Origin of the sequence: Pseudomonas sp. MIL9 (genome assembly GCF_016887925.1) — a bacterium.
GTDB lineage: Bacteria > Pseudomonadota > Gammaproteobacteria > Pseudomonadales > Pseudomonadaceae > Aquipseudomonas > Aquipseudomonas mohnii.
On the sequence record NZ_JAFEHE010000012.1, the window covers coordinates 54263 to 75593 of the forward strand.

Below are 21331 nucleotides of genomic sequence, written 5' to 3' on the forward strand. Positions count from 1 at the left end.
AACGCCCCAATCAAGGGGCGCCATGACCAGCAATCAGGTGTGTCGGGAAGCACCGCTGCCCTTTACCTGTTCGGTAACGCCAGGCGATCAATGGCCTTCGGACGCATTGAACATGGTTTTGGCATAGATCAGTCCCAAACCATAGGCGCCACCATTGGCGATGGAAGTTTTCACGGTGGCATCGTAGGTGTCGGTACGAGCCCAGTCACGTTGCAACTCGAGCAGGTATTGCAGGGAAGTCATCGGGCGCGCGCCAAGCTGGATCATGCGCTGAATGGCCATTTCATGAGCCTCGACCGACACATCACCGCACGCGTCCGCAATGAAATACACCTCGAACCCCTGATCCAGGGCGGAAAGCGCCGGGCCCACGATGCACACAGATGTCCAGAGGCCCGCCAGCACGATCTTGGCCTTGTCGTGACGGTTCACCTCCACCGCAATGCGCGGATCTTCCCAGGTGTTCATGCTGGTGCGGTCGATGACGGACTTCTCGGGGAAGACCGATTTGATTTCATCGAAGATGGGCCCGGAAAAGCTTTTCTCTGCGACCGTGGTCAGGATGGTCGCGACCCCGAACTCTTTTGCAGCCTTGGCCACCAGGGCAGCGTTGTTGCGCAGATTCACAGCGTCGATGGACTTGGTCGCAAAGGACATTTGCGACTGATGATCGATCATGATGAGGGTGTGATCGTCAGGGTTCAGCAGGGTCTTGCCGGGCACGGCGGATGCGGTAGGCATGGGAGTCGCTCCATTATTGAATGAAAAACCACCCTTCAACTATGGAGTGCCCGACGACGCCGTACTTGTATCCCTGTGCTTTGTTTTGGCCGTGACCGGCTCACTGGATCGACAGGACGAATCGGCATTCACCCCGGGTCTCGTCGGCGCAAGAGGGTTGATCCCCTTGCGCTCGCGAAGGCTGACAGTTCCCTTAAGTGCATCTCCCTTGCTCAAGACGGTGAGCACGCCAATCAACGATCACGCATGGGGGCGCTTTCCGGAGCGCCCCACCGTCCCATCTTTTTGAGGCCGCTTCGCTACCCAGAGCAAGTTCCCTCGCCACAGGTTGCTATTCATTCGTTCAATCCCTTGACTGAGCGGCGTCAGGCAATCGTCACACTGGCCCGCGCCGTGTGTAGCTTTTTATAGCTTTCGATCAGACGCAAATGTCGATCGAGCCCTTCCAGCTTCGTGCTCGTCGGGGTCAGGCCGTAGAAACGCACACTGCCGTCGACCGAGCCGATCGCAGCGTCCATGCGCTCATTGCCGAACATCCGGCGGAAATTGACTTCGTAGTCGGCCAGTTCCAGATCGTCGTCCAACTGCATTTCCAGCACCACGTTCACGGCTTGATAGAACAGGCCGCGCTCGACGGTGTTGTCGTTGTACTGCAGGAAGGCTTCCACCAGATCCTTCGCCTGTTCAAACTTCTGCAAGGCCAGATAAATCAGCAGCCTCAACTCCAGGATCGTCAACTTGCCCCACGGCGTGTTGTCGTCGAATTCGATGCCGATCAAGGTGGTGATGTCGGTGTAGTCGTCCAGCTCGCTGTCTTCCAGGCGCTTGGCCAGGGTTCTCAGCCCGACTTTGCTCAGGTTGTGCAGGTTGAGAATGTCGGCGCGGAACGTCAGCGCCTTGTTGGTGTTGTCCCAGACCAGATCGTCGACCGGATAGATTTCCGAGTAGTCCGGCACCAGAATGCGGCAGGCCTTGGCGCCGATGTGCTCATAGACCGCCATGTACACTTCCTTGCCCATATCCTGAAGGATGCCGAACATGGTGGCGGCTTCTTCGGCATTGGAGTTTTCCCCTTGCCCGGAGAAGTCCCACTCAACGAATTCGAAATCGGCCTTGGCACTGAAGAAGCGCCAGGACACCACACCGCTGGAGTCGATGAAGTGCTCGACGAAGTTATTCGGCTCCGTCACGGCCTGTCCTTCAAAGGTCGGCTGAGGGAGATCGCTCAGACCTTCAAAGCTGCGCCCCTGCAGCAACTCGGTGAGGCTGCGTTCCAGTGCCACTTCAAAGCTTGGGTGCGCGCCGAACGAGGCAAACACGCCACCGGTACGCGGGTTCATCAAGGTGACGCACATCACCGGGAACTCCCCACCCAGCGACGCATCCTTGACCAGCACCGGGAAGCCCTGCTCTTCCAGCCCTTGAATGCCAGCCAGAATGCTCGGGTATTTTGCCAGCACGTGCTGCGGCACATCCGGCAGTGCCATTTCACCTTCGAGAATTTCGCGCTTGACCGCGCGTTCGAAGATTTCAGAAAGGCATTGCACCTGGGCTTCTGCCAGGGTGTTACCGGCACTCATGCCATTGCTGAGGAACAGGTTCTCGATCAGGTTGGACGGGAAATACACCACCTCGCCATCCGACTGGCGCACAAACGGCAGCGAACAGATGCCACGCTGTGTATTGCCGGAGTTGGTGTCGTACAGGTGCGAGCCCCGCAACTCGTCATCGGGGTTGTAGATCGCCAGGCAGTACTCGTCGAGAATTTCCGCCGGCAGCGCATCCTGGGGGCCAGGCTTGAACCAGCGCTCATCCGGGTAATGCACGAACGCCGCGTTGGCGATGTCTTCTCCCCAGAACTGATCGTTGTAGAAGAAGTTGCAATTGAGTCGCTCGATAAACTCGCCCAATGCCGACGCCAACGCGCCTTCCTTGGTCGCGCCCTTGCCATTGGTAAAGCACATGGGCGAGTGCGCATCGCGAATGTGCAGCGACCACACATTGGGCACGATATTGCGCCACGAAGCGATTTCGATCTTCATGCCCAGGTCAGCCAGGATCCCCGACATATTGGCGATGGTCTGCTCCAGCGGCAGATCCTTGCCCGCAATATAGGTGCCCTCTTGCGAGCCCGACTGGGGCATCAACAACGCCTGGGCATCGGCATCGAGGTTTTCCACTTCTTCGATCACGAACTCAGGCCCGGTCTGCACCACTTTTTTCACGGTGCAACGGTCGATGGAACGCAAAATGCCCTGGCGGTCCTTGGCGGAGATATCGGCAGGCAACTCGACCTGGATCTTGAAAATCTGGTTGTAGCGGTTTTCCGGGTCAACAATGTTGTTCTGCGACAGGCGGATATTTTCCGTGGGAATACCGCGAGTGTCGCAATACAGCTTCACAAAATAAGCCGCACACAAAGCCGAAGAAGCCAAGAAGTAATCGAACGGACCAGGTGCCGAGCCATCGCCCTTATAGCGAATAGGCTGGTCGGCCACGACAGTGAAGTCATCGAACTTGGCTTCAAGTCGAAGGTTGTCGAGAAAGTTGACCTTGATTTCCATGCGGGATTACCAAAATGACGAGCTAAACGAAATGGCCGCCATTATCCGGCTTTTCGGCCGGAAGTCTTGTGCTTTGAACGGGAAGGTGACGGGCTGATGGAAGGACCCTCCCGCGCCGGCGAGCCCGTCGCCAGCCTCGTCAGCCGGTGACCGTCATGGGCAACGAAGCGCGTTCCGCAGGAAAAGATCAATAAATGACCAACACATTACAAGCCACACGTTTCCTGCTGCCTGGCGCGTTATCCACAGGTATACCCACGCAATTTGTGGATAGCTTCAGCGCATTCACCTGAGGTTAGAACGCACTCATCACTTTCGGTCCGGCCTGGAAATCCGCTAGGCTTGCCCCACACTTTTCGAGGATCCTCAAGGTATGTCCAGGCTCGACCTCTCCCTGCAAGACACCGCTGCGCCCGAGGGCGTTTGTTATGGTTGCGGCGGCAGCAATCCCCACGGGCTGCACATCAAAAGCTACTGGCATGAGGACGGCGTGCATGTCGTGGCCGAACATCTGCCCGACGCTCAATTTTGTGGCTGGCCCGATCTGGTTTACGGCGGAATGATCGCCATGCTGGTGGATTGCCATTCAAACTGGGCGGCAATGGCCTATCACTACCGCGCCGAACAGCGCGACGTCGCCAGCCTGCCCCGCATCAATTGCGTCACGGGCAACCTGGGCATCAAGTTCATCAAACCGACCCCCATGGGCGTTCCGTTGACCCTGCGGGCGAAAGTGGAAGGTGAAGTCGGACGCAAGAGTCGCGTGATCTGCGAGGTCTACGCCGGGGACGTACTCACGGCGATCGGAGACTCGATTTTCGTTCGTGTGGACGCCGCGCAGCTGGCGGCGGCCGCCCATGACCGGGACGCGTAGGCACTGCCATTCAAGGTGCGATGGCGGTGGGTGTTGAGGTGGGATGCCACCTCAACACCCAGGCGTCACAGATACCAGCGATATTCCCGGGCACTGATTTCCTGCATGAACGCCAGGTGATCCTGACGTTTGTTCTCACAATACACATCGACGAATTCCGCCCCCAGGCCTTCGCGCAGTTGCGGCTGATGCTGCATCGCGCGCACGGCTTCGAGCATTTCCACCGGGAAATCGATGCCGCTGTTGCGGTCTTCGTTGAGTGGCGGGATCGGCTCCTTGCGTGCTTCCAGGCCATGCTCGAGCCCTACCAGAATCGCCGCCAGCACCAGATAAGGGTTGGCATCGGCACCGGCCAGGCGATATTCGATGCGCAGGTTTTTCGCGTCCGACTCCGGAATGCGCAAGCACGCATCGCGGTCTTCAAAACCCCAGCTCGCATGCGTGGCCACGTTGGTCGTGCCGCCAAGACGTCGATAGGCGTTCTGGTTCGGCGCGAAGATCGGCATGCTGTGGGGCAGCAACTCCAGGCAACCGGCCACGGCATGGCGCAGCGGTTGCTGCTGGTTGGCGGCCAGCAGGTTTTTACCTTCGGCATCGTACAGACTGACATGAACGTGCATGCCGCTGCCGGGGTGCTGCAAGTAAGGCTTGGCCATGAAGCTGGCACGGTAGCCGTGCTTGAGCGCGACGCCACGGGTGCTGCGGCAGAACAGCGCGGCCCAGTCGGCCGCACGCAAGCCGTCGTCGAGATGTCCGAAGTTGATCTCGAACTGACCTGGTCCCAGTTCCGCCGTAATCACCGTGGCATCGATGCCTTGTGCTCGCGTCGCCTCGACCATTTCATCGAGCACCGGGGCAAAGCGCGACAAGCGCTCGATGTGCATGTTCGGTTGATCGTCGGCATCGTCGGTCAGCGCATCGCGGGGAAACTGCGGCAAGCCGTCACGCAGCTTTTTATCGAACAGATAGAACTCCAGCTCGAACGCCACCACCGGATGAATGCCTTTGCGCGCCAGCCGATCCAGCACTTGCGCCAGCACCTCGCGCGGTTCGAAAACGATCGGTTTTTCGGTGCCGTCCGACGTGATCAACATCTGCCCCAGGGGCTGCTCTTCCCAGGTCACCGGTTTGAGTGTGCCAGGGACCAGGCGCCGCAGCGCGTCCGGGTCACCGTCGTTGAAGCAGTAGTCACCGATCTTGAACAACCCGCCCTGCACACCCAGCAACACACAGTTCTGTGGCAGCTTGAGCGCGCTGCCCGCCGCGACTTTTTCCAGCATCTCTACGGGATAACGCTTGCCGTAAAAGTGCCCCGGAATGTCCAGGGAAATCAGGTCGACATAACGCACCTCGGGGTAGCGTTGGCGAAAGGCACGCACTTCGGCGAGCAGATCAGAGCAGGCAGCATCCATCGTGGTTGTTCCTTGGGAAGTTCTTGGGGTGGCGATCATGTGTAGACCCAGAGCACGCGCGTCAGCTGCTCGGTCAGGTTGCCGTAGCGGCAACGGGTGTGACTGTCGAATTGAAAACTGTCGCCGGCGCGTAACGTGACCGGCTCGTCGTCGCCCAGCCACAACGTCAACTCGCCCTCGAGCACGTAGCCGCCCTGCTCCGAGCTGTCGGTCAGGTGCCTGTCACCACTGCTGGCGCCGGCTTCCAGATGGCTTTCGAGCATCGAGAACGAAGCGCGCATCTTCGGCGATACCAGGATGTCGGTAATCCCGTTGGCGTAATACACGGTGCGGCGCTCGTCCGGCCGGGTCACCCACGGCAGGACCTTGGGTTTGGGCAAGCTATAGAAATAGGTGGTCGGCACGCCGAGGGTTTCACTGATCGCCGTCAGATCGGCCACTGTCGGCCGGGACAAACCGCGCTCGACCTGAGACAAAAACCCCACCGAACGACCGATCCGGTCTGCCAGCTCCTTCAAGGTGAACTTCTTGTGCTTGCGTAAATCGTGAATCAGGATCGCCAGCGCGGCGATTTCTTCTTGCTTGTTCATGACCGGGATTCCGCTGAATGACTCATCAAATGCTGTCGCGCAGTCGATACCAGGCTTTGCCGATCGCCTCCAGCGGCGCTGCCAGGTACTTGCCGCCGGGAAAGCTGCCATTACTCAAACCTTGATACAACGCCAACTCATCCGCCTGGCCGAGAATCGCATCCGATACCGCGCGCGCCGCTGCCAGGGTTGGCAGCACGCCATGGCCGGAATAACCCTGTAGCCAGTAGCGATCCCCCTGGCGGCCAACATCCGGTGTGCGGTTCAGGGTCAGGTCGATGTGTCCGCCCCAGGCGAACGCCAGATCGACACCCTTGAGCTGTGGAAACACGCGTTCCAGGAATGGTCGCGTCGCCCTGGCGATGTCCTTGGGCATGCCACCCAGATAGGTGCAGCCACCGCCGAACAGCAAGCGGTTGTCCGGTGTACGGCGGAAGTAATCGAGGACGAACTGGTTATCGGTGACGCACACATTGGTCGGCAGCAGCGAGGTAGCTTTCTCGGGCGTCAGGGGGGCGGTGGCGACCTGATAGGTCCCGACCGGCAACACACAACTGGCCAGCTTCGGGTCGAGACGATCCAGATAGGCATTGCACGCCAGGACCAGCACATCGGCCCGGATCGACCCACGCTCGGTGTTCACCTGAAACCGACCGCCCTCTTCCCGATAGTTCAATGCCTTGCTTTGTTCATGGATACGGCCGCCGGCACGCTCGATGGCGGCGGCCAGGCCCAGTGCCAGCTTCAACGGATTGAGGTGCGCGCCTTCGGGATCATAAAGGCCGGCCTGATAGCGCTCGCTGGCCACCCAATCGGGCAACTGCTCGCGGGGAATGAACTGCAAGCCGTCGTGACCCCACTTGTGACTGGCTTCGCGTTGCCATTCGGTCAACAGGCTGACCCGGCGCGGCATGACCGACGTCCACAGGTGCCCGGCCCGATAGTCGCAGTCGAAGCCGTGACGCCCGGGCAGTTCACGCAACTCCCTGGCGGCCCAGCGCATGCCATCCCACAGACGCCGGGCACGTTCATAACCCAGGGCTGCCTCCAGCGGCGGCATGTCGCACGACCAGCCGAGAATCGCCTGCCCGCCGTTGCGCCCAGAAGCCGCCCAGGCCACCCGACTGGCTTCCAGCAGCGTCACCCGTTTGCCGGCCAACGCCAGACGCAGCGCCGTGTGCAGCCCGCTGAAGCCAGCGCCGATGATCACGATTTCAGTGTCGTGTTCGCCCACCAGCGCAGGTCGAGTGGTCAGGCGATTGGCGCAACTGTAGGCGTAATAGCTCGCAACATGCTGGGTGGACTGCTGAAACATACGGGCCTCATGAAATTAATTTCTTATAATTTCATGAAAAAATACATCGTAAATTTCACGAACGCAATACGAACCGCTGGGATCGTTATCCGACGCAGGTTGCCAATACACAAAACAGGTGTTCACCGCGCAGTACCGAACCTGCGAAAAATCCGCCCAAACGCTTACAATCGCCCCCTTCAACGCAAATCAGCAGGCCACAAGGCTATGGCGCTCGACCCTCCCACAATGTTGGCCCTCTCGATCGCCCTCGCGGCGGCCGCCGCCCTGTATCTGGCGGTCGAGTGGCGCAGCATCCGTGAATCTTCGCTGCTGTTCTGGAGCGCGGGTTTTGCCACGATCAGCGTGGGATCGACGCTCGCCTTGCTGCGCATGAGTGGCCTTGTGTTGATTGGCATCTGGTTTGCCAACGGCCTGCTGGTCATGGCCCACTGGTTGTTCCTGATGGGGGTGGCACGCTTCACCCGCATACGCCTGTCTCGCGCCTGGTGGCTGATCGTCGTCGCCTGGTTTGCGCTGCTGGCACTGCCGGATGACCCCTCGTGGTCGAAGATCATGCTGGTGGCCAATTCGTTGCTGGTGGCGCTGCCGACGCTTTGGGCCAGTTTGCTTTTGCGTCCCCATGGCAAGTCATTGAGCGTGGGCGCGGCACAGCTGCGCTTTGTGCTGTTGATCCATGGGCTGTTCTATGTGGCCAAGGCCATCTCGGTGGTTATTCCGGGCACGCTGATTGATCTGGCGGCCTTGCGTGGCGAGATCATCCAGATTTCGCTGGTCGAAGGCGCCATGGCGATCATGCTGATCGCCCTCTCGATGACCGGGACCGAACGCCACCGGCGGGAGGAGCGGATTGCCCGGCTGGCCGAACGCGATCCGTTGACCGCCCTGTACAACCGCCGCGCCCTGGAAGTACGGGCACCCCGCCTGTTGGCTGAAGTCTCGAGCGCTCGCCCCGGTGCCCTGCTGTTGATCGATATCGACAACTTCAAGTTGGTCAACGACCTCTACGGTCATACCGCCGGCGACCGCCTGCTCGTGGCCCTGAGCGAGATGATTCGTACGGTATTGCCGGAGGGGGCACTGGCGGCCCGGCTGGGTGGAGACGAGTTCGTCATCCTGCTGAACGACGCTTCGAATGCGCGCATCGTGGAATTGGGCAACACCCTGCGCGACCGCTTTCACAGCACGGCCTCACAAACCTTCGCCACGCCCGAAGCGGTGACCCTGAGCATCGGCGCCGACCTGTTCGACCATCCGCCCTCCAGCCTGGCGGCATTGATCGAACAAGGCGATGCGGCGCTTTACGAGTCCAAGCGTGGCGGACGCAACAGCATCCGCCTGGTGGATCGAACCCTGCAAGCTACGAGCCCGGCAGGGTAACCATGAGAGCAGGATTCAGGGGCTTGACCTCAGTCGAGTACCCGCTGGAGCACAAGCCCGCCTGGCCTTGTCAGAGCTTTCGCTTTCGGCTCGGACGCAGTCTTTTGTGGGAGCTGGCTTGCCAGCGATGGTCTCAAATGCCCCGCGCTTAACCCGCTTTTACGCGTTACCGTTAACGATCATCGCCAGCAGGCTGGCTCCTACAGGTATTGCGTAGAAACCCTTTTTTCACCCAATCACCCTGGCATACACCGCACGATCAACATTCCCGCCCGACAGCACCACGCCGACCTTTTTTCCCGCCATCGCTTCACGTTCCTGCATCAGCGCTGCCAGGGCCGCCGCGCCGGCGCCTTCTGCGAGGTTGTGGGTATCGGTGTAATACACGCGCATGGCCTCGGCGATCTCATCCTCGCTGACGGAGACGATTCGCGCCGCGGCCGCCCCGTAGATATCAAAGGCGGCGGGCACCGGTTTGCGCACGGCCAGGCCGTCGGCGAAGGTGTTGGCCGTGGCAGTTTCGAGGATTTCTCCGGCTTCAAAGGATAATTTGGCCGCCGCTGCCTCGGTGGACACCACGCCCACCACCCGGGTGTTCAGGCCCAACGCGTCACGGGCGGCGATCACCCCGCAGATCCCCGAGCCACAGCCAATCGGCACGTAGACCGTATCCAGATCCGGTGCGGCCTTGAACAGCTCCAGCGCATAGGTGGCCACGCCTTTGACCAACTCGTCATGGAACGGCGGCACCAGGTACAGGCCATGCGCTTGCGCCAGGCGCGCGGCCTCTTCACGGGCCTCATCAAAATCGCGGCCATACTCGACCACTTCGCCGCCAAAGCCGCGCATCGCGTTGTTCTTCTCCAGCGAATTACCTTGCGGCACGACAATCAACGCCCGCAGACCCGACGCGCTGGCCGCCAGCGCCAGGCTCTGGCCATGGTTGCCGCGAGTCGCGCTGACAATCCCCCGCACGTCAGGGTGGATACGTTTGAGCCAGTGCATGAAGGTAATGCCACCACGCACCTTGAATGCACCGGTCGGCGTGTGATTTTCATGCTTGACCCACACCGTGCAGCCCAGGCGTTCGGCCAGCAAGGGCCACGCGTACTGGGCGGTGGCCGGCATGACCTGGTACACGTGGCGTGCCGCCTGTTCGATATCGTCGCGAGTCAGTCTGTGCATGAGGGGTCTCCCTGAGGTTTTGCCCAGTCTAGACGTGGCTTGATCACCCCGGCTTTCAGAAAACTGACCTGACTTTTGCGCCCCCTGTTCATTACTATGGTGGGCATGAGCCATCGAAACCGCCCTCCGTCCCCGCTCCCATCCGAACCGACCCGTCGTGTCGAGGCCGGGCCCTGGGCGATCGAGTTGCTGCCCGGCGCCGCTTACGCGACCCGGTATGTGGCCACCCAATCGGCGATCGGCTTTGCCTTCGACAGCCAGCGAGGACTGCACGCCATCGGCAGCGACCGGGTTTTGCCCTTCGACGCCATGCCCAATGGCCTGGCCTTTGTCCCCGCCGGTTGTGATGTCTTGTCCGAGTCCCCCAAGGGCGGTGAATACCTGCGGGTCATGCGCACCGATGGCCTGCCGTTGATGGGGGACCGCGCCTTCAACAATCGCATCGATCAACAGGCCATGACCCTGGCGCTGCGAATGCGCGCGGCGTTGTTACAGGCTTCGGTTGAGGATGACTGGGAAGCCTGGGCGCTCGCCCTGGCTGAACGGACACGCGATCACCAGGCAGGGTCGACGCCCGCCCTGGGCGCCATCACCGCCAGCCGGATGCGATTGCTCGACGAGTTTATTGACGCCGGTCTCGACGGTCCGCTGGGTGTACAGGCGATGGCGGACTTGCTGGGATTGTCCGAAGGCTATTTCATTCGAGCCTTCAAACACGCAACGGGCAAAAGCCCGCACAGTTACCTGATCGACCGGCGCCTGGCCAAGGCTCGCGCCCTGATGCGCGACTCGACCGCGACACTGGCAGAAATCGCCCACACCTGTGGCTTCAACTCCCAGGCGCACATGACGACCACGTTCAGGCAGCGCCTTGGCGTGAGTCCGGTGCAGTTGCGTCGATAACTCCCCCTCAAGGGGCGTCGCGTCTCTTCAGTCAGCCCCTTCCCGCACCGATCGCCGGACCTCAGCCTGCATGGCATAAGCCGGCGCCTCCACCGCATTGAAATCTTGTGTATAGCGCTGGGCAAATCCGTCTACCCCCCATTGCTGAAACTGCTGCACGTGCTTCAGCTCGTGAGCCCAGAGCGCGAGGTTCTGTTCGGCGGATTGGGCATCCCGGAACAGGATGATGTCGATGAGCGTCACGGCCCCGACATCGGGGTTTTGCAGCATGGCAGTGGCGGTGCTGAACTGGCCGTTGTCGCTGACTTTGTAGCGCGCGGCATCGAGGACACCAGGGTCGTACCAGCGCAACAGTTGCTCCCGGATATGCGCTGGAATCGCCTGGACGCCAACGGCGGCTTCAGCGCGCGCTTGGGTCAGCCACAGCGCCAGGGCCGGTGCCGCGACCTGATGGATGTCTTCAGGCAAGGTGCCGAGCAACTGTTCCGGCAGGCAGATGCAGCCGTCCAGACACACTTGTTTTTCGCCCGCCGGGCAAGCGTCGGTCTGGGCTGCCGTTTCAAACGTCAGACATAGCAGCAACAGCGCCAGCAGGCGCGGGATGATGGGTGGCATCGGTGCTCCAGGGGCGGACGCAGCGCAAGCAGTGAGTCGCCATCGATGACTGCCCCGCCGCAGACTCAGCGTAGTTGACCCGCTCCCGCTCGTGCAAAAGCCGCTGCCAGGGTCAAAAGTTAAGTCTAGACTTCATCGAAGGCAGGTTGCAGCCAGGCTCCGCACCCATAACAAAAAGCCACCCGAAACCCAGGGAGCTCCGACTTTGAAAATGTCATCCATCTGCGCCATGGGGAGCCTGTTGGTTTCGTTCGCGGCTTGCGCCAACGGGATCGTTCCCGTGCTCGACCTGGACTTCACGAGGTCAGCGACTGAAACCCTGAAAAAAATGGGGATCAACGATGCTTGTGTTATCAGAGCCTCAAACCCTGTCTCGTTCACCTACTGCCGTGAAGGATCGTCAACGCTCTGGAAATATCAGGACCTGGACCTGACACAACTGGCAGCGATCAACGGCGACAAAAAAATGTCCCCGGCGGCGGCCCAGCAAATCAGTGTCCTGGAATTCAATAGCGCGATCTGTGAACACGAGGGTGCCGCTACCCTTGTCAAACCGACGATGGCTCGCTGGCTTGCCTTCAGCCTGCTGGCCCTTTTCGTGCTGCTGGGTTTGCGCTACACCTACCAGACCCTCCGGCCTCGCCGCCATGACCTCAACGCTTGTTCGAATCCCGGCTTACTGCCATTGAACGGAACCCTGCCCCGGTTCAACCCATCGAAAAAAGCCGCAACGGCGCTGGGTATTGCCTTGGCGCTGGCACTCGTGTGCTTCAGCTACCTGGGATTTTGAGCAAGGCCAGCGGTTTTTCGCGCCCCCAAAGCCGTCGCGAGCAATAGCCTCGATCGGGATCGGGCGCATGCCCCGAATGCGCACGGAACCCCCTGCCGCCGAGCCCTCTCGCGGTCGCGGCACGCCGGTTCATGAAACCCGAACCCATCGGGAAATGCCGCCTATACTGCAGCCCGGTGTCGATAGAGAAACGGTCAAAATCGCCAGCAATTCTGCCGGTTCCCCATCCAGCCGCCCTGATTGTCTGCCCCAAGGACCTGACAGATGAATGTGATCGACTATTTTGATCGAGCAAGAATCATCAATATCGCGTCGAGGAAGGATCGCCGTCTCGAAACGGAAGAAGAATTCGCTCGCAACGGCTTTCACATAGATGATGAAAAAGTGGGCTTTTTCAAGGCTGTTACGCCAACCGAGGGAGAAGGCTTCCCGAGCGTCGGGGTCAGAGGCTGCTTTTTGAGTCACCTGGGGGTGCTCGAAGAGGCCATGCGCCTGGATTTGAAAAACATCCTGATCCTGGAGGACGACATACAGTTTTCCAGACGCATTTCCCAGTATGGAAAACAGGCCATCGAGTCGCTGGAAGGCATGGACTGGGACATCATCTACTTTGGGCATCCGGTTGAAACGGACTCAAGCATGCCCTCCTGGAAAGTGGTCGACCAACCTATCCATTTGGCCCATTTCTACGCCGTGAACGGCAAGTGCTTCGGCACATTGAGGGATTTTTTATTGCAGATTCTGGAGCGACCGCCAGGACACCCTGACGGCGGTCCGATGCACTATGACGCGGCCCTCAATACCCTTATTCATCAGAACAACGCCATTCGGGCTTACTACTTCACCGCCAATCTCGGCTATCAAAGACCCTCGCGCACAGACCTGCATGAACTGTCCTTCTTTGACAGGGTGTCTGTGCTGCGGCCGGTCATCGGCTTGCTCAGGAAGTTGAAGGCCAGAAACCTGAGAAGGACTCGATAGTGTTCTCTTTTTAAAGCAAAACGCTGGCCCCTTGCGCCATTCGTAAAGACGCGCAAGGCATTGGTGGGGGTGGGAGACAGGTTTTCTCAAAAACTGAACAACCCCCTCTCGATTATTCATTTTTGCAAACACTCATTCAGGATTACCGTGGCGCCAAAGGCTGACAGACCGTCGGCCCGAATCGTAATCAGGCAGGTCGACTGCCTTTTTGTCCCCCACGAGGTAAGCCCCATGTCCGTACAAACCCTGACTGTGCACGCCCCTTACAACGGCGCCGTCGTCGGCCAGGTGGCGGTGTCCACCGAGGCGGATGTCGAACAGGCACTGAGCGTCGCCCACGGGATTTTTCGCGACCGCAGCCAGTGGTTGTCCAAGCCTCAACGCATTGAAATCCTGCAGCGGTCGGCCGAACTGATCGCCGCGCGCAAGCTGGAGATCGCGACCCAGGCGGCCAGCGAAGGCGGCAAGCCGCTGAAGGACTCGATCACCGAAGTCGAGCGTGGCATCGACGGCATCCTGAACTGCATCGAGGTGCTGCGCACCGAGGGCGGTCACGTGATTCCGATGGGATTGAACGCGACTTCGCAGAACCGTGTGGCCTTCACCCAATACGAGCCCATCGGTGTGGTCGCCGCCGTATCGGCGTTCAACCATCCGTTCAATCTGATCGTGCATCAGGTGGTGCCCGCCATCGCCGTCAGTGCCCCAGTGATCGTCAAGCCGGCGGCCAACACCCCGCTCAGTTGCCGGACGCTCCTGCAAATCCTGGCCGAGGCCGGCCTGCCGACTGGCTGGGCGCAGATGGTGCTGCCGACCGATAACGCCGTCACCGGCCGACTGGTCGCCGATCCGCGGGTGGGTTTCTTCAGTTTCATCGGCTCGGCGGCAGTGGGCTGGATGTTGCGCTCGACCCTGGCACCGGGCACTCGCTGCGCGCTGGAACACGGCGGCGTGGCGCCGGTGATCCTCGCGGCAGACGCCGATCTCGATGACGCCCTGCCGCGCATCGCCCGTGGCGGTTTCTGGCATGCCGGCCAGGCCTGCGTCAGCGTGCAACGGATCTTCTGCCATCGTAGCATCGCCGAACAGGTCGCCGGGCGCCTGGGCCAGTTGGGCGATGCCATGGTGGTCGGCGATCCGACCGATATCCGTACCGATGTCGGCCCGCTGATCGCTGAACGTGAAGTGCGTCGCGTGGACCAATGGGTCAATGAAGCCGTCGCCGGCGGGGCCCGTCTGATCTCGGGTGGTCGCGTTCTGGACTACAACGGCTATGCGCCGACCGTGCTGCTCAACCCGCCCATCGATTCGAATGTGATGCAAAAGGAAGTGTTCGGCCCGGTGGTGGCGGTTTACGCCTATGACGATCTGGCCGACGCGATCCAATTGGCCAACGCCCTGCCCTATGCCTTCCAGGCCGCAGTGTTCACCCGCGATCTGGACACCGCCATGCAGTGCTATCAGGACCTCGACGCCACGGCGGTGATGGTCAACGAGAACACGCTGTTCCGCGTCGACTGGATGCCGTTCGCCGGAGCGCGCCTGTCCGGGCATGGCGTGGGAGGCATTCCACACACCATGAAAGAGATGCAGATCGAAAAGATGATGGTCTGGCGCTCCCGGGCGGTTCGCGGCTGATCGAGTCTCGTCGGCCCTGTATTGCCTCTGGTCCGCCCATTCCCGGGCGGACCTGCGGGACGCTTGCAGGCGGGAGCCCGTCGCCGCCAGGCAAGATCAGCGAACGAATTTCGTATACCCTGTCGCTATCTATCAGTCCGAACGACCGCCGCCGTGAACCTACCCAAATTCAACGCTCCCGACCTTGGCAATACGCCTTCGACGTCGGAAATCATCACTCGTCATCTGCGGGACGCGATCGTCGCCGGTCATTTTGCCGAGGATGAGCCGATTCGCCAGGACGACATTGCCCGCCAGTTCAACGTCAGCAAGATTCCGGTGCGCGAGGCGCTCAAGCGGTTGGAGGCCGAAGGGCTGGTGATGTTCCAGCGCAATCGCGGGGCGATGGTCACGCGCATTTCCGACGCGGAACTGGCGCAGATGTTCGAAGTGCGCATGTTGCTCGAAGACAAGGTGTTGCGCCTGGCGATCCCCAACATGACCGAAGAAACCTTCGCCCGCGCCGAGCGTATCTGCCAGGAGTTCATCGGCGAGGACGACGTGGGGCGCTGGGCCGAGCTCAACTGGGAACTGCACGCTTGCCTCTACGAACCGGCGCAACGGCCGTTCCTGGTCAGCCTGATTCGTTCGGTCAACGACAAACTGGAGCGTTACCTGCGCATGCAGATGAGCCTGTCGGCGGGCAAGGAACGCGCCGATCATGAGCACCGCGAGATTATCGCGGCGTGCCGTGCCAAGGATGTCGACCTGGCGGTGAAGCTGCTGGACGAACATATCGCCGGGGTCTGCGAGACCCTGTTCAAACACCTGCCTCACGCTCATTGACCTGATCGGCATTTTAGGAGCGAGGCTTGCCGGCAAAGGCGGCCCCGCGCTCGACATTGATGTTGGCCTTGCTGGCCCCATCGCTGCGATGCGGCGACCCGACAAGCCAGCGCCCACAGGTTTCGTGCACTGCCTGTGCCGATTTCGTCATCGGCATCGGTTAAATCCATCAAGCCTGCACCCCGCTGTACGGGCCACTCTTTCGGTCACTCAACCGAATGGACGTGGCCCTCCGATGAAACGCATCTCCGTGATCGACTCCCACACCGGCGGCGAACCGACTCGCCTGGTGACCGCCGGTTTTCCTGATCTGGGCACCGGCAGCATGGCTGAACGGCGCCAACGCCTGGCCGAGCAGCATGACCAATGGCGTGCGGCCTGTGTGCTGGAACCACGGGGCAGTGACGTGCTGGTGGGCGCCCTGCTCTGCGAACCCGTGGACCCGAGCGCCTGTGCCGGCGTGATTTTCTTCAACAACAGCGGCTATCTGGGCATGTGCGGCCACGGCACCATCGGCCTCGTCGCCTCACTGGCCCACCTGGGCAAAATCGGCCCCGGCGTGCACAGCATCGAGACGCCGGTCGGCACGGTACAGGCCACCCTGCACGACGACCATTCGGTGAGTGTGCGCAACGTTCCGGCCTACCGTTATCGCAAGGCGCTGCAAGTGCAGGTGCCGGGCATCGGTCAGGTGACCGGCGACATCGCCTGGGGCGGCAACTGGTTTTTCCTGATCGCCGATCACGGGCTGCGGGTGGCTGGCGACAACCTTGATGCCCTGACCGCTTACACCTACGCGGTGCAACAAGCGCTGCAAGACCAGGGCATTCGTGGCGAAGACGGCGGCCTGATCGACCATGTCGAACTGTTCGCCGCGGACGATCACGCGGACAGCCGCAACTTCGTGCTCTGCCCCGGCAAGGCCTACGACCGTTCACCCTGTGGCACTGGCACCAGCGCCAAACTGGCGTGCCTGGCGGCCGACGACAAGTTGCAGCCCGGCCAGATCTGGCGCCAAGCGAGTGTTATCGGCAGCGAGTTCGAAGGCTCTTTCGAGTGGCAAGGCGAGCGTATCGTGCCGACCATTCGTGGTCGCGCCTTCATCAGCGCCGAGGCCAGCCTGATCATCGAACAGGACGACCCGTTCGCCTGGGGCATCCGCCCGTGAATCGCAGTCATGCGGCCGATGTGATCGTGATCGGCGCCGGCATCATAGGCGCGGCCTGCGCCCAGGCGCTGGCGCGGCGTGGCTTGCAGGTGCTGGTGCTCGACGCCGGCCTGCATGGCGCGACGGCGGCGGGCATGGGCCATCTGCTGGTGCTCGACGACAACCCGGCGGAACTGGCCCTGAGCAATCATTCCCTGCAGCGCTGGCGCGAGCAGGCAGCAGACTTGCCCGACGCCTGTGCGTACCGCAGCAACGGCACCCTGTGGCTGGCGGCCAACGCCGAAGAGATGGCGGTGGCCCACAGTAAATACCTGAACCTGCAAGCCCAGGGCGTGGCTTGTGAACTGGTCGGCGCCAGTGCCTTGCGCCAGCGTGAACCGGAGCTGTCCGAGGGCCTTGAAGGGGGTCTGCTGATCAATGGCGACGGCATTCTGTACGCACCTGCGACGGCCAGCTGGATGCTCGACACACCGAACATCCGCCAGCGCCGGGCGCGGGTCATCGAGGTCGATGGCAACCGGGTGCGACTTGATGACGGCCAGTGGCTGAGTGCCGAGGCCGTGGTGCTGGCCAACGGTATCCAGGCCAATGAACTGTGCCCGGAGCTGCCCATCGAGCCGAAAAAAGGCCACTTGCTGATCACTGACCGCTACCCCGCCACGGTCACCCATACCCTGGTGGAACTGGGTTACGTCACCAGCGCCCATAACGCCAAGGGCCCCTCGACGGCCTGCAATATCCAGCCGCGTCCGACCGGGCAATTGTTCATCGGTGCCTCGCGGCAGTTCGGTACCACCGATCCGCAGGTCGAAGGCTGGATGCTGGCGAAAATGCTCAAGCGCGCGGCCCAATACATGCCGGGGTTGGCGCGACTCAATGGCATCCGCGCCTGGACCGGCTTTCGCGCCGCCAGCCCGGATGGCCTGCCACTGGTAGGTCAGCACCCGCAACGCCAGGGCTTGTGGCTGGCAGTCGGTCACGAAGGCCTGGGGGTTACCACAGCCCCCGGCACCGCTGATTTGCTGGTCGCGCAACTGTTCAACGAAACCCCGCCATTGGCCGCTCAACCCTATCTGCCGCAGCGTTTCCTCGGAGAACCCGCCTATGCCTGAATTGATGCTCGACGGCCATGCCCTGAGAGTCGCCGAGGGCACCAGCGTCGCTGCGGCCCTGGCGTTGGGCGGTGACGGTTGCACACGCACTTCGGTCAGTGGTCAACGCCGCGCACCGCTATGCGGCATGGGCATCTGCCAGGAATGCCGGGTAACCATCGACGGTCGACGACGTCTGGCCTGCCAGACCCTTTGCCGTGACGGCATGCAGGTGGAGACACGCCCATGAATGAATATGCCGATCTGTTGATCGTCGGTGCCGGTCCCGCCGGCATGGCCGCCGCATTGGCCGCCGCGCCCAGTGGCGCCCGCATTGTCATGCTCGACGACAATCCGCTGGCGGGCGGACAAATCTGGCGCGACGGTCCACAGGCCAGCGTGCCGGTCCAGGCCCGCCGGTTGCGCGAGCGTGTGCAGTCCCACCGCAACATCCGCCATCACCCCAGCACCCGGGTGATCGCCAATCCCGGTCCGAAACAACTGCTGGTCGAAGACGACGAGCACGGCTGGCTGATCAGCTACGACAAACTGATTCTGTGCACCGGCGCCCGCGAATTGCTGCTGCCCTTCCCCGGCTGGACACTGCCGGGGGTCACCGGGGCCGGTGGTTTGCAGGCGCTGATCAAGGCCGGGCTGCCGGTGCAGGATCAGCGCGTGGTCATCGCCGGCAGCGGGCCGCTGTTACTGGCCAGTGCCGCCACCGCGAAAAAGCACGGGGCCACCCTGCAGTGCATCGCCGAACAAGCCTCGCTCAAGGCCGTCGCCGGTTTCGCGGCGCAACTGCCGCGCTGGCCGAACAAACTGCTGCAGTCGTTCACCCTGTTCGATCGCCACTACCGAACCGGCACCCATGTGCTGGCGGCCCTTGGCAACGACCGACTCGAAGGTGTACGCCTGCACCAGCAAGGCAAGATCGTCGAACTGGCGTGCGACCGGCTGGCCTGTGGTTTCGGTCTGATCCCCAACGTTCAATTAGGTCAGGCCCTGGGTTATGCCCTCGAAGGCCAGGCGTTGGCAGTGAATGCCTGGCAAGCCAGCCGCGTCGATCACTACGCGGCCGGTGAATGCACCGGGTTCGGCGGCAGTGAACTGGCCCTGGTCGAAGGTGCTATTGCCGGCCACGCCGCCATGGGTGACGTCGAAGCGGCCCGACAATTGTGGCCACGCCGGGCACGCTGGCAGGGGTTTGCCAAAGCGCTGAACCGGGCATTCGCCCTCGACCCGCGACTCAAGTCGCTGGCCCGCCCCGACACCCTGGTGTGCCGCTGCGAAGACGTGCCCCATGGGGCATTGGCCGGGCACACCGATTGGCGCGCGGCCAAGCTGGCCAGCCGCTGCGGCATGGGCGCCTGCCAGGGGCGCGTGTGTGGCGGCGCGGTACAGCATCTGTTTGGCTGGCAACCCTCGACGCCGCGCCCGCCGTTCAGCCCGGCGCGCATCGAGACCCTGATGTCCCTGGACGATACCCCGCCAGCATCATGACCGCGCCAGGGGTTTCGGCCACGCGGCCGAGCCACTATGATCCCGGGGGTCGCCATCAGGCCCCCAACGCCATGTACCCCTCGCTCACCACCTTCAAGCCCTGCGATTTACCGACGCTGCTGAACAGCCTCCAGCCGATCGCGCCGCTACTCGATACCCTGTCCGATGTGGTGTTTTTCATCAAGGATCGCGAGGCCCGCTACGCCTTCGTCAACCAGACCCTGGCCCGGCGCTGCGGCTTCAAACACAGCGAGGATCTGCTGGGACGCACCGCCGACATGGTCTTCCCGGAGCACTTCGGTCCGCTGTACACCGAACAGGATCGACGCGTGCTCTCCAGCGGCCGGGTACTGGCCGATCAACTGGAACTGCACCTGTATTTCGGCAACCAGCCGATCTGGTGCCTGACCCACAAACTCGCTCTGTACGATGAGCAGGGGCACATCGTCGGCCTGGCCGGTATTTCCCGCGACCTGCAATCGCCGCAGTCCAATCATCCGGCCTATCAGAAACTTGCCGCCGTGGATTTGCACATCCGCAATCACTTCGCCCAGCCCATCAGCCTCGCCGAATTGACCGCCATCGCCGGCTATTCCGTGGCGCAACTGGAGCGTCATTGCAAACGGGTGTTCCAGCTCACGCCACGGCAGATGATTCACAAGGCGCGCCTGGAAGAGGGATCGCGGTTGTTGCTGCACACCGACCTGCCGATTACCGAGATTGCCTTGCGCTGCGGGTATACCGACCACAGTGCGTTCAGCCGGCAGTTTCGGGCGTTGACCAGTTTGTCGCCGAGTCAGTATCGGGGGGATCGGGGGTAGAGGGTTTCGGGGTTGGAGTCGTGGGCAGATCCGTTTCTTCGGTGATGGCGGCTTTTGGTTCCGCCCTGACGGCGGGTCACTTTCGAAGCGCGCGAAAGTAACCAAAGCGCTCTGCCCCTTTCGTTCGGTGCATCGCCTGGGCGAGGCATGCCCTAGCTCCGGTCCTGCTCCGTGGGCCCGCCGCCATCGGCCATCCATGGCCGGGGGCGGCTACCGCGGCATCCCTGCCGCGGTACCCACTGCGCAGAACCTCCACGCGGCCTCTCGAGGGGGCGTGTACCTCCAAAACACACGAGGCGGCCTACCGGCCGACCTGGTCGGGAGGTCATACGCATTTCCCTATGGGAATGAGCGGCCCCCAAAAAGAGCCGCTGCATTAACAGAGGTTACTCAGGCGGGTCGATCTGATCCAGCATCCGGTTCGCCGTGATCTCCGCCACCATGATGCTGTTGGAGATCCCCAGCAGCGCATAGCGCGACGCACCATCTAAGTGGTCCACACAGGGCTGTAGGTTGCTATGCCGGAAAGGGTGATCGATTCAATCATGTCTCGCATCCGTGGAGAGGAAACGTTAGGGAACAAGCCAAGGGGCGGACTTAGATATGGCGCACGTCATCCTAGAACCCTGAGTAGGCAGTGGCCTTTTGCCGCCTCAGCGTAGACCAATACACCAGCTTGTGAAGGCGGTAGCAATTGAAGACTACCACCGCGCCCCCCCTGTAGTGATCTACTCCTGGTTTTTGGCGCTCTGGGGAGTGGTCAAGCGCGTCCTATGGACCTCGACAACAGCTAGCCACTCTGCATCTTCAACATGCGCATCATCTAAAAGGGAACCATCGAAATGGGGATTTATTTTTCTATCATTGTCTTCTTTTGGCCGTTTTCAGCCAGTTGCGACAGGCTGAAATCGCCTAAAACGGTCGTTCACTAGATT

Annotated in this window: 20 protein-coding genes; 12 read left to right on the top strand and 8 right to left on the bottom strand. The window is 61.5% G+C overall.

Annotation, left to right across the window (positions count from 1 at the left end; translation table 11 throughout):
* Positions 1-87: 87 nt before the first annotated feature.
* Both JQF37_RS15155 and JQF37_RS15160 read right to left on the bottom strand, forming a co-directional pair.
* The gene (locus JQF37_RS15155; protein WP_130207185.1) at positions 88-741 is read right to left on the bottom strand and encodes a hydrolase; all 654 of its coding nucleotides are present in this window, start codon (positions 739-741) and stop codon (positions 88-90) included.
* 365 nt (positions 742-1106) lie between these two features.
* Entirely contained in the window at positions 1107-3305 is a 2199-nt protein-coding gene (locus JQF37_RS15160; RefSeq protein WP_130207183.1) for an OsmC domain/YcaO domain-containing protein, read from the bottom strand.
* 373 nt (positions 3306-3678) lie between these two features.
* Between JQF37_RS15160 and JQF37_RS15165 the strand changes: the two genes are divergently transcribed.
* Positions 3679-4179, top strand: a complete 501-nt coding sequence (locus JQF37_RS15165) for a PaaI family thioesterase (protein ID WP_130207181.1) — start codon at positions 3679-3681, stop codon at positions 4177-4179.
* Positions 4180-4244: 65 nt separating this feature from the next.
* Here the strand turns inward: JQF37_RS15165 and JQF37_RS15170 are convergent, their stop codons facing one another.
* From JQF37_RS15170 to JQF37_RS15180, 3 genes are read right to left on the bottom strand one after another with little or no spacing between them, the layout of a single operon-like run.
* Positions 4245-5591, bottom strand: coding sequence for a glutamine synthetase family protein (locus JQF37_RS15170; protein WP_130207179.1), 1347 nt, complete (start codon positions 5589-5591; stop codon positions 4245-4247).
* Positions 5592-5626: 35 nt separating this feature from the next.
* Positions 5627-6181, bottom strand: coding sequence for a cupin domain-containing protein (locus JQF37_RS15175; protein ID WP_103404395.1), 555 nt, complete (start codon positions 6179-6181; stop codon positions 5627-5629).
* 25 nt (positions 6182-6206) lie between these two features.
* Positions 6207-7496 carry an FAD-binding oxidoreductase gene (locus tag JQF37_RS15180; protein WP_130207177.1) on the bottom strand — a complete coding sequence of 430 codons (1290 nt, stop codon included), beginning with the start codon at positions 7494-7496 and terminating at the stop codon, positions 6207-6209.
* A 207-nt stretch (positions 7497-7703) separates the two neighbouring features.
* Here JQF37_RS15180 and JQF37_RS15185 point away from each other — a divergent pair, with 207 nt between their 5' ends.
* On the top strand, positions 7704-8876 hold the full coding sequence (locus JQF37_RS15185; RefSeq protein ID WP_130207145.1) for a GGDEF domain-containing protein: 1173 nt from the start codon (positions 7704-7706) through the stop codon (positions 8874-8876).
* Positions 8877-9104: 228 nt separating this feature from the next.
* On the opposite strand, the gene JQF37_RS15190 is transcribed toward JQF37_RS15185, so the two are convergent.
* Positions 9105-10061: a threonine dehydratase gene (locus JQF37_RS15190; RefSeq protein ID WP_130207143.1), complete on the bottom strand. Its 957-nt coding sequence runs from the start codon at positions 10059-10061 to the stop codon at positions 9105-9107.
* Between the two features lie 105 nt (positions 10062-10166).
* Between JQF37_RS15190 and JQF37_RS15195 the strand changes: the two genes are divergently transcribed.
* The gene (locus tag JQF37_RS15195) at positions 10167-10964 is read left to right on the top strand and encodes an AraC family transcriptional regulator (protein WP_130207141.1); all 798 of its coding nucleotides are present in this window, start codon (positions 10167-10169) and stop codon (positions 10962-10964) included.
* A gap of 27 nt (positions 10965-10991) precedes the next feature.
* Here the strand turns inward: JQF37_RS15195 and JQF37_RS15200 are convergent, their stop codons facing one another.
* Positions 10992-11579, bottom strand: coding sequence for a DUF4157 domain-containing protein (locus JQF37_RS15200; protein ID WP_130207139.1), 588 nt, complete (start codon positions 11577-11579; stop codon positions 10992-10994).
* A gap of 280 nt (positions 11580-11859) precedes the next feature.
* On the opposite strand from JQF37_RS15200, the gene JQF37_RS15205 reads away from it, so the two are divergent.
* From JQF37_RS15205 to JQF37_RS15220, 4 genes are all read left to right on the top strand, one after another.
* Positions 11860-12369, top strand: a complete 510-nt coding sequence (locus tag JQF37_RS15205; RefSeq protein WP_239142520.1) for a hypothetical protein — start codon at positions 11860-11862, stop codon at positions 12367-12369.
* 264 nt (positions 12370-12633) lie between these two features.
* Positions 12634-13350: a glycosyltransferase family 25 protein gene (locus tag JQF37_RS15210; protein ID WP_130207135.1), complete on the top strand. Its 717-nt coding sequence runs from the start codon at positions 12634-12636 to the stop codon at positions 13348-13350.
* Between the two features lie 231 nt (positions 13351-13581).
* Positions 13582-14988: an aldehyde dehydrogenase family protein gene (locus JQF37_RS15215; protein ID WP_130207133.1), complete on the top strand. Its 1407-nt coding sequence runs from the start codon at positions 13582-13584 to the stop codon at positions 14986-14988.
* A gap of 153 nt (positions 14989-15141) precedes the next feature.
* Positions 15142-15813 (top strand): GntR family transcriptional regulator, encoded by a 672-nt coding sequence (locus JQF37_RS15220; RefSeq protein WP_130207131.1) that lies wholly within the window; start codon positions 15142-15144, stop codon positions 15811-15813.
* A gap of 13 nt (positions 15814-15826) precedes the next feature.
* Here the strand turns inward: JQF37_RS15220 and JQF37_RS15225 are convergent, their stop codons facing one another.
* On the bottom strand, positions 15827-15970 hold the full coding sequence (locus JQF37_RS15225) for a hypothetical protein (protein WP_189340399.1): 144 nt from the start codon (positions 15968-15970) through the stop codon (positions 15827-15829).
* A gap of 78 nt (positions 15971-16048) precedes the next feature.
* On the opposite strand from JQF37_RS15225, the gene JQF37_RS15230 reads away from it, so the two are divergent.
* The 5 genes from JQF37_RS15230 (at position 16049) to JQF37_RS15250 (ending at position 20396) form a co-directional block, all read left to right on the top strand.
* Complete coding sequence (locus JQF37_RS15230; protein WP_047530179.1) at positions 16049-16981, top strand: 4-hydroxyproline epimerase; 933 nt, start codon at positions 16049-16051, stop codon at positions 16979-16981.
* Positions 16978-18093, top strand: a complete 1116-nt coding sequence (locus JQF37_RS15235) for an FAD-dependent oxidoreductase (RefSeq protein WP_130207129.1) — start codon at positions 16978-16980, stop codon at positions 18091-18093. The genes JQF37_RS15230 and JQF37_RS15235 overlap by 4 nt, the downstream gene beginning before the upstream one ends.
* Positions 18086-18322 carry a (2Fe-2S)-binding protein gene (locus JQF37_RS15240; protein ID WP_130207127.1) on the top strand — a complete coding sequence of 79 codons (237 nt, stop codon included), beginning with the start codon at positions 18086-18088 and terminating at the stop codon, positions 18320-18322. The genes JQF37_RS15235 and JQF37_RS15240 overlap by 8 nt, the downstream gene beginning before the upstream one ends.
* Complete coding sequence (locus JQF37_RS15245; RefSeq protein ID WP_130207125.1) at positions 18319-19575, top strand: FAD/NAD(P)-binding oxidoreductase; 1257 nt, start codon at positions 18319-18321, stop codon at positions 19573-19575. Before JQF37_RS15240 ends, JQF37_RS15245 begins: the two co-directional genes overlap by 4 nt.
* Before the next feature lie 71 nt (positions 19576-19646).
* The gene (locus JQF37_RS15250; RefSeq protein WP_130207123.1) at positions 19647-20396 is read left to right on the top strand and encodes an AraC family transcriptional regulator; all 750 of its coding nucleotides are present in this window, start codon (positions 19647-19649) and stop codon (positions 20394-20396) included.
* Positions 20397-21331 lie beyond the last annotated feature (935 nt).

Excerpts from the sequence above, each read along its gene's own strand:
- JQF37_RS15155 (WP_130207185.1), bottom strand. The coding sequence starts at position 741 with ATGCCTACCGCATCCGCCGTGCCCGGCAAGACCCTGCTGAACCCTGAC.
- JQF37_RS15160 (WP_130207183.1), bottom strand. The coding sequence starts at position 3,305 with ATGGAAATCAAGGTCAACTTTCTCGACAACCTTCGACTTGAAGCCAAG.
- JQF37_RS15165 (WP_130207181.1), top strand. The coding sequence starts at position 3,679 with ATGTCCAGGCTCGACCTCTCCCTGCAAGACACCGCTGCGCCCGAGGGC.
- JQF37_RS15170 (WP_130207179.1), bottom strand. The coding sequence starts at position 5,591 with ATGGATGCTGCCTGCTCTGATCTGCTCGCCGAAGTGCGTGCCTTTCGC.
- JQF37_RS15175 (WP_103404395.1), bottom strand. The coding sequence starts at position 6,181 with ATGAACAAGCAAGAAGAAATCGCCGCGCTGGCGATCCTGATTCACGAT.
- JQF37_RS15180 (WP_130207177.1), bottom strand. The coding sequence starts at position 7,496 with ATGTTTCAGCAGTCCACCCAGCATGTTGCGAGCTATTACGCCTACAGT.
- JQF37_RS15185 (WP_130207145.1), top strand. The coding sequence starts at position 7,704 with ATGGCGCTCGACCCTCCCACAATGTTGGCCCTCTCGATCGCCCTCGCG.
- JQF37_RS15190 (WP_130207143.1), bottom strand. The coding sequence starts at position 10,061 with ATGCACAGACTGACTCGCGACGATATCGAACAGGCGGCACGCCACGTG.
- JQF37_RS15195 (WP_130207141.1), top strand. The coding sequence starts at position 10,167 with ATGAGCCATCGAAACCGCCCTCCGTCCCCGCTCCCATCCGAACCGACC.
- JQF37_RS15200 (WP_130207139.1), bottom strand. The coding sequence starts at position 11,579 with ATGCCACCCATCATCCCGCGCCTGCTGGCGCTGTTGCTGCTATGTCTG.
- JQF37_RS15210 (WP_130207135.1), top strand. The coding sequence starts at position 12,634 with ATGAATGTGATCGACTATTTTGATCGAGCAAGAATCATCAATATCGCG.
- JQF37_RS15215 (WP_130207133.1), top strand. The coding sequence starts at position 13,582 with ATGTCCGTACAAACCCTGACTGTGCACGCCCCTTACAACGGCGCCGTC.
- JQF37_RS15225 (WP_189340399.1), bottom strand. The coding sequence starts at position 15,970 with ATGCCGATGACGAAATCGGCACAGGCAGTGCACGAAACCTGTGGGCGC.
- JQF37_RS15230 (WP_047530179.1), top strand. The coding sequence starts at position 16,049 with ATGAAACGCATCTCCGTGATCGACTCCCACACCGGCGGCGAACCGACT.
- JQF37_RS15240 (WP_130207127.1), top strand. The coding sequence starts at position 18,086 with ATGCCTGAATTGATGCTCGACGGCCATGCCCTGAGAGTCGCCGAGGGC.
- JQF37_RS15245 (WP_130207125.1), top strand. The coding sequence starts at position 18,319 with ATGAATGAATATGCCGATCTGTTGATCGTCGGTGCCGGTCCCGCCGGC.
- JQF37_RS15250 (WP_130207123.1), top strand. The coding sequence starts at position 19,647 with ATGTACCCCTCGCTCACCACCTTCAAGCCCTGCGATTTACCGACGCTG.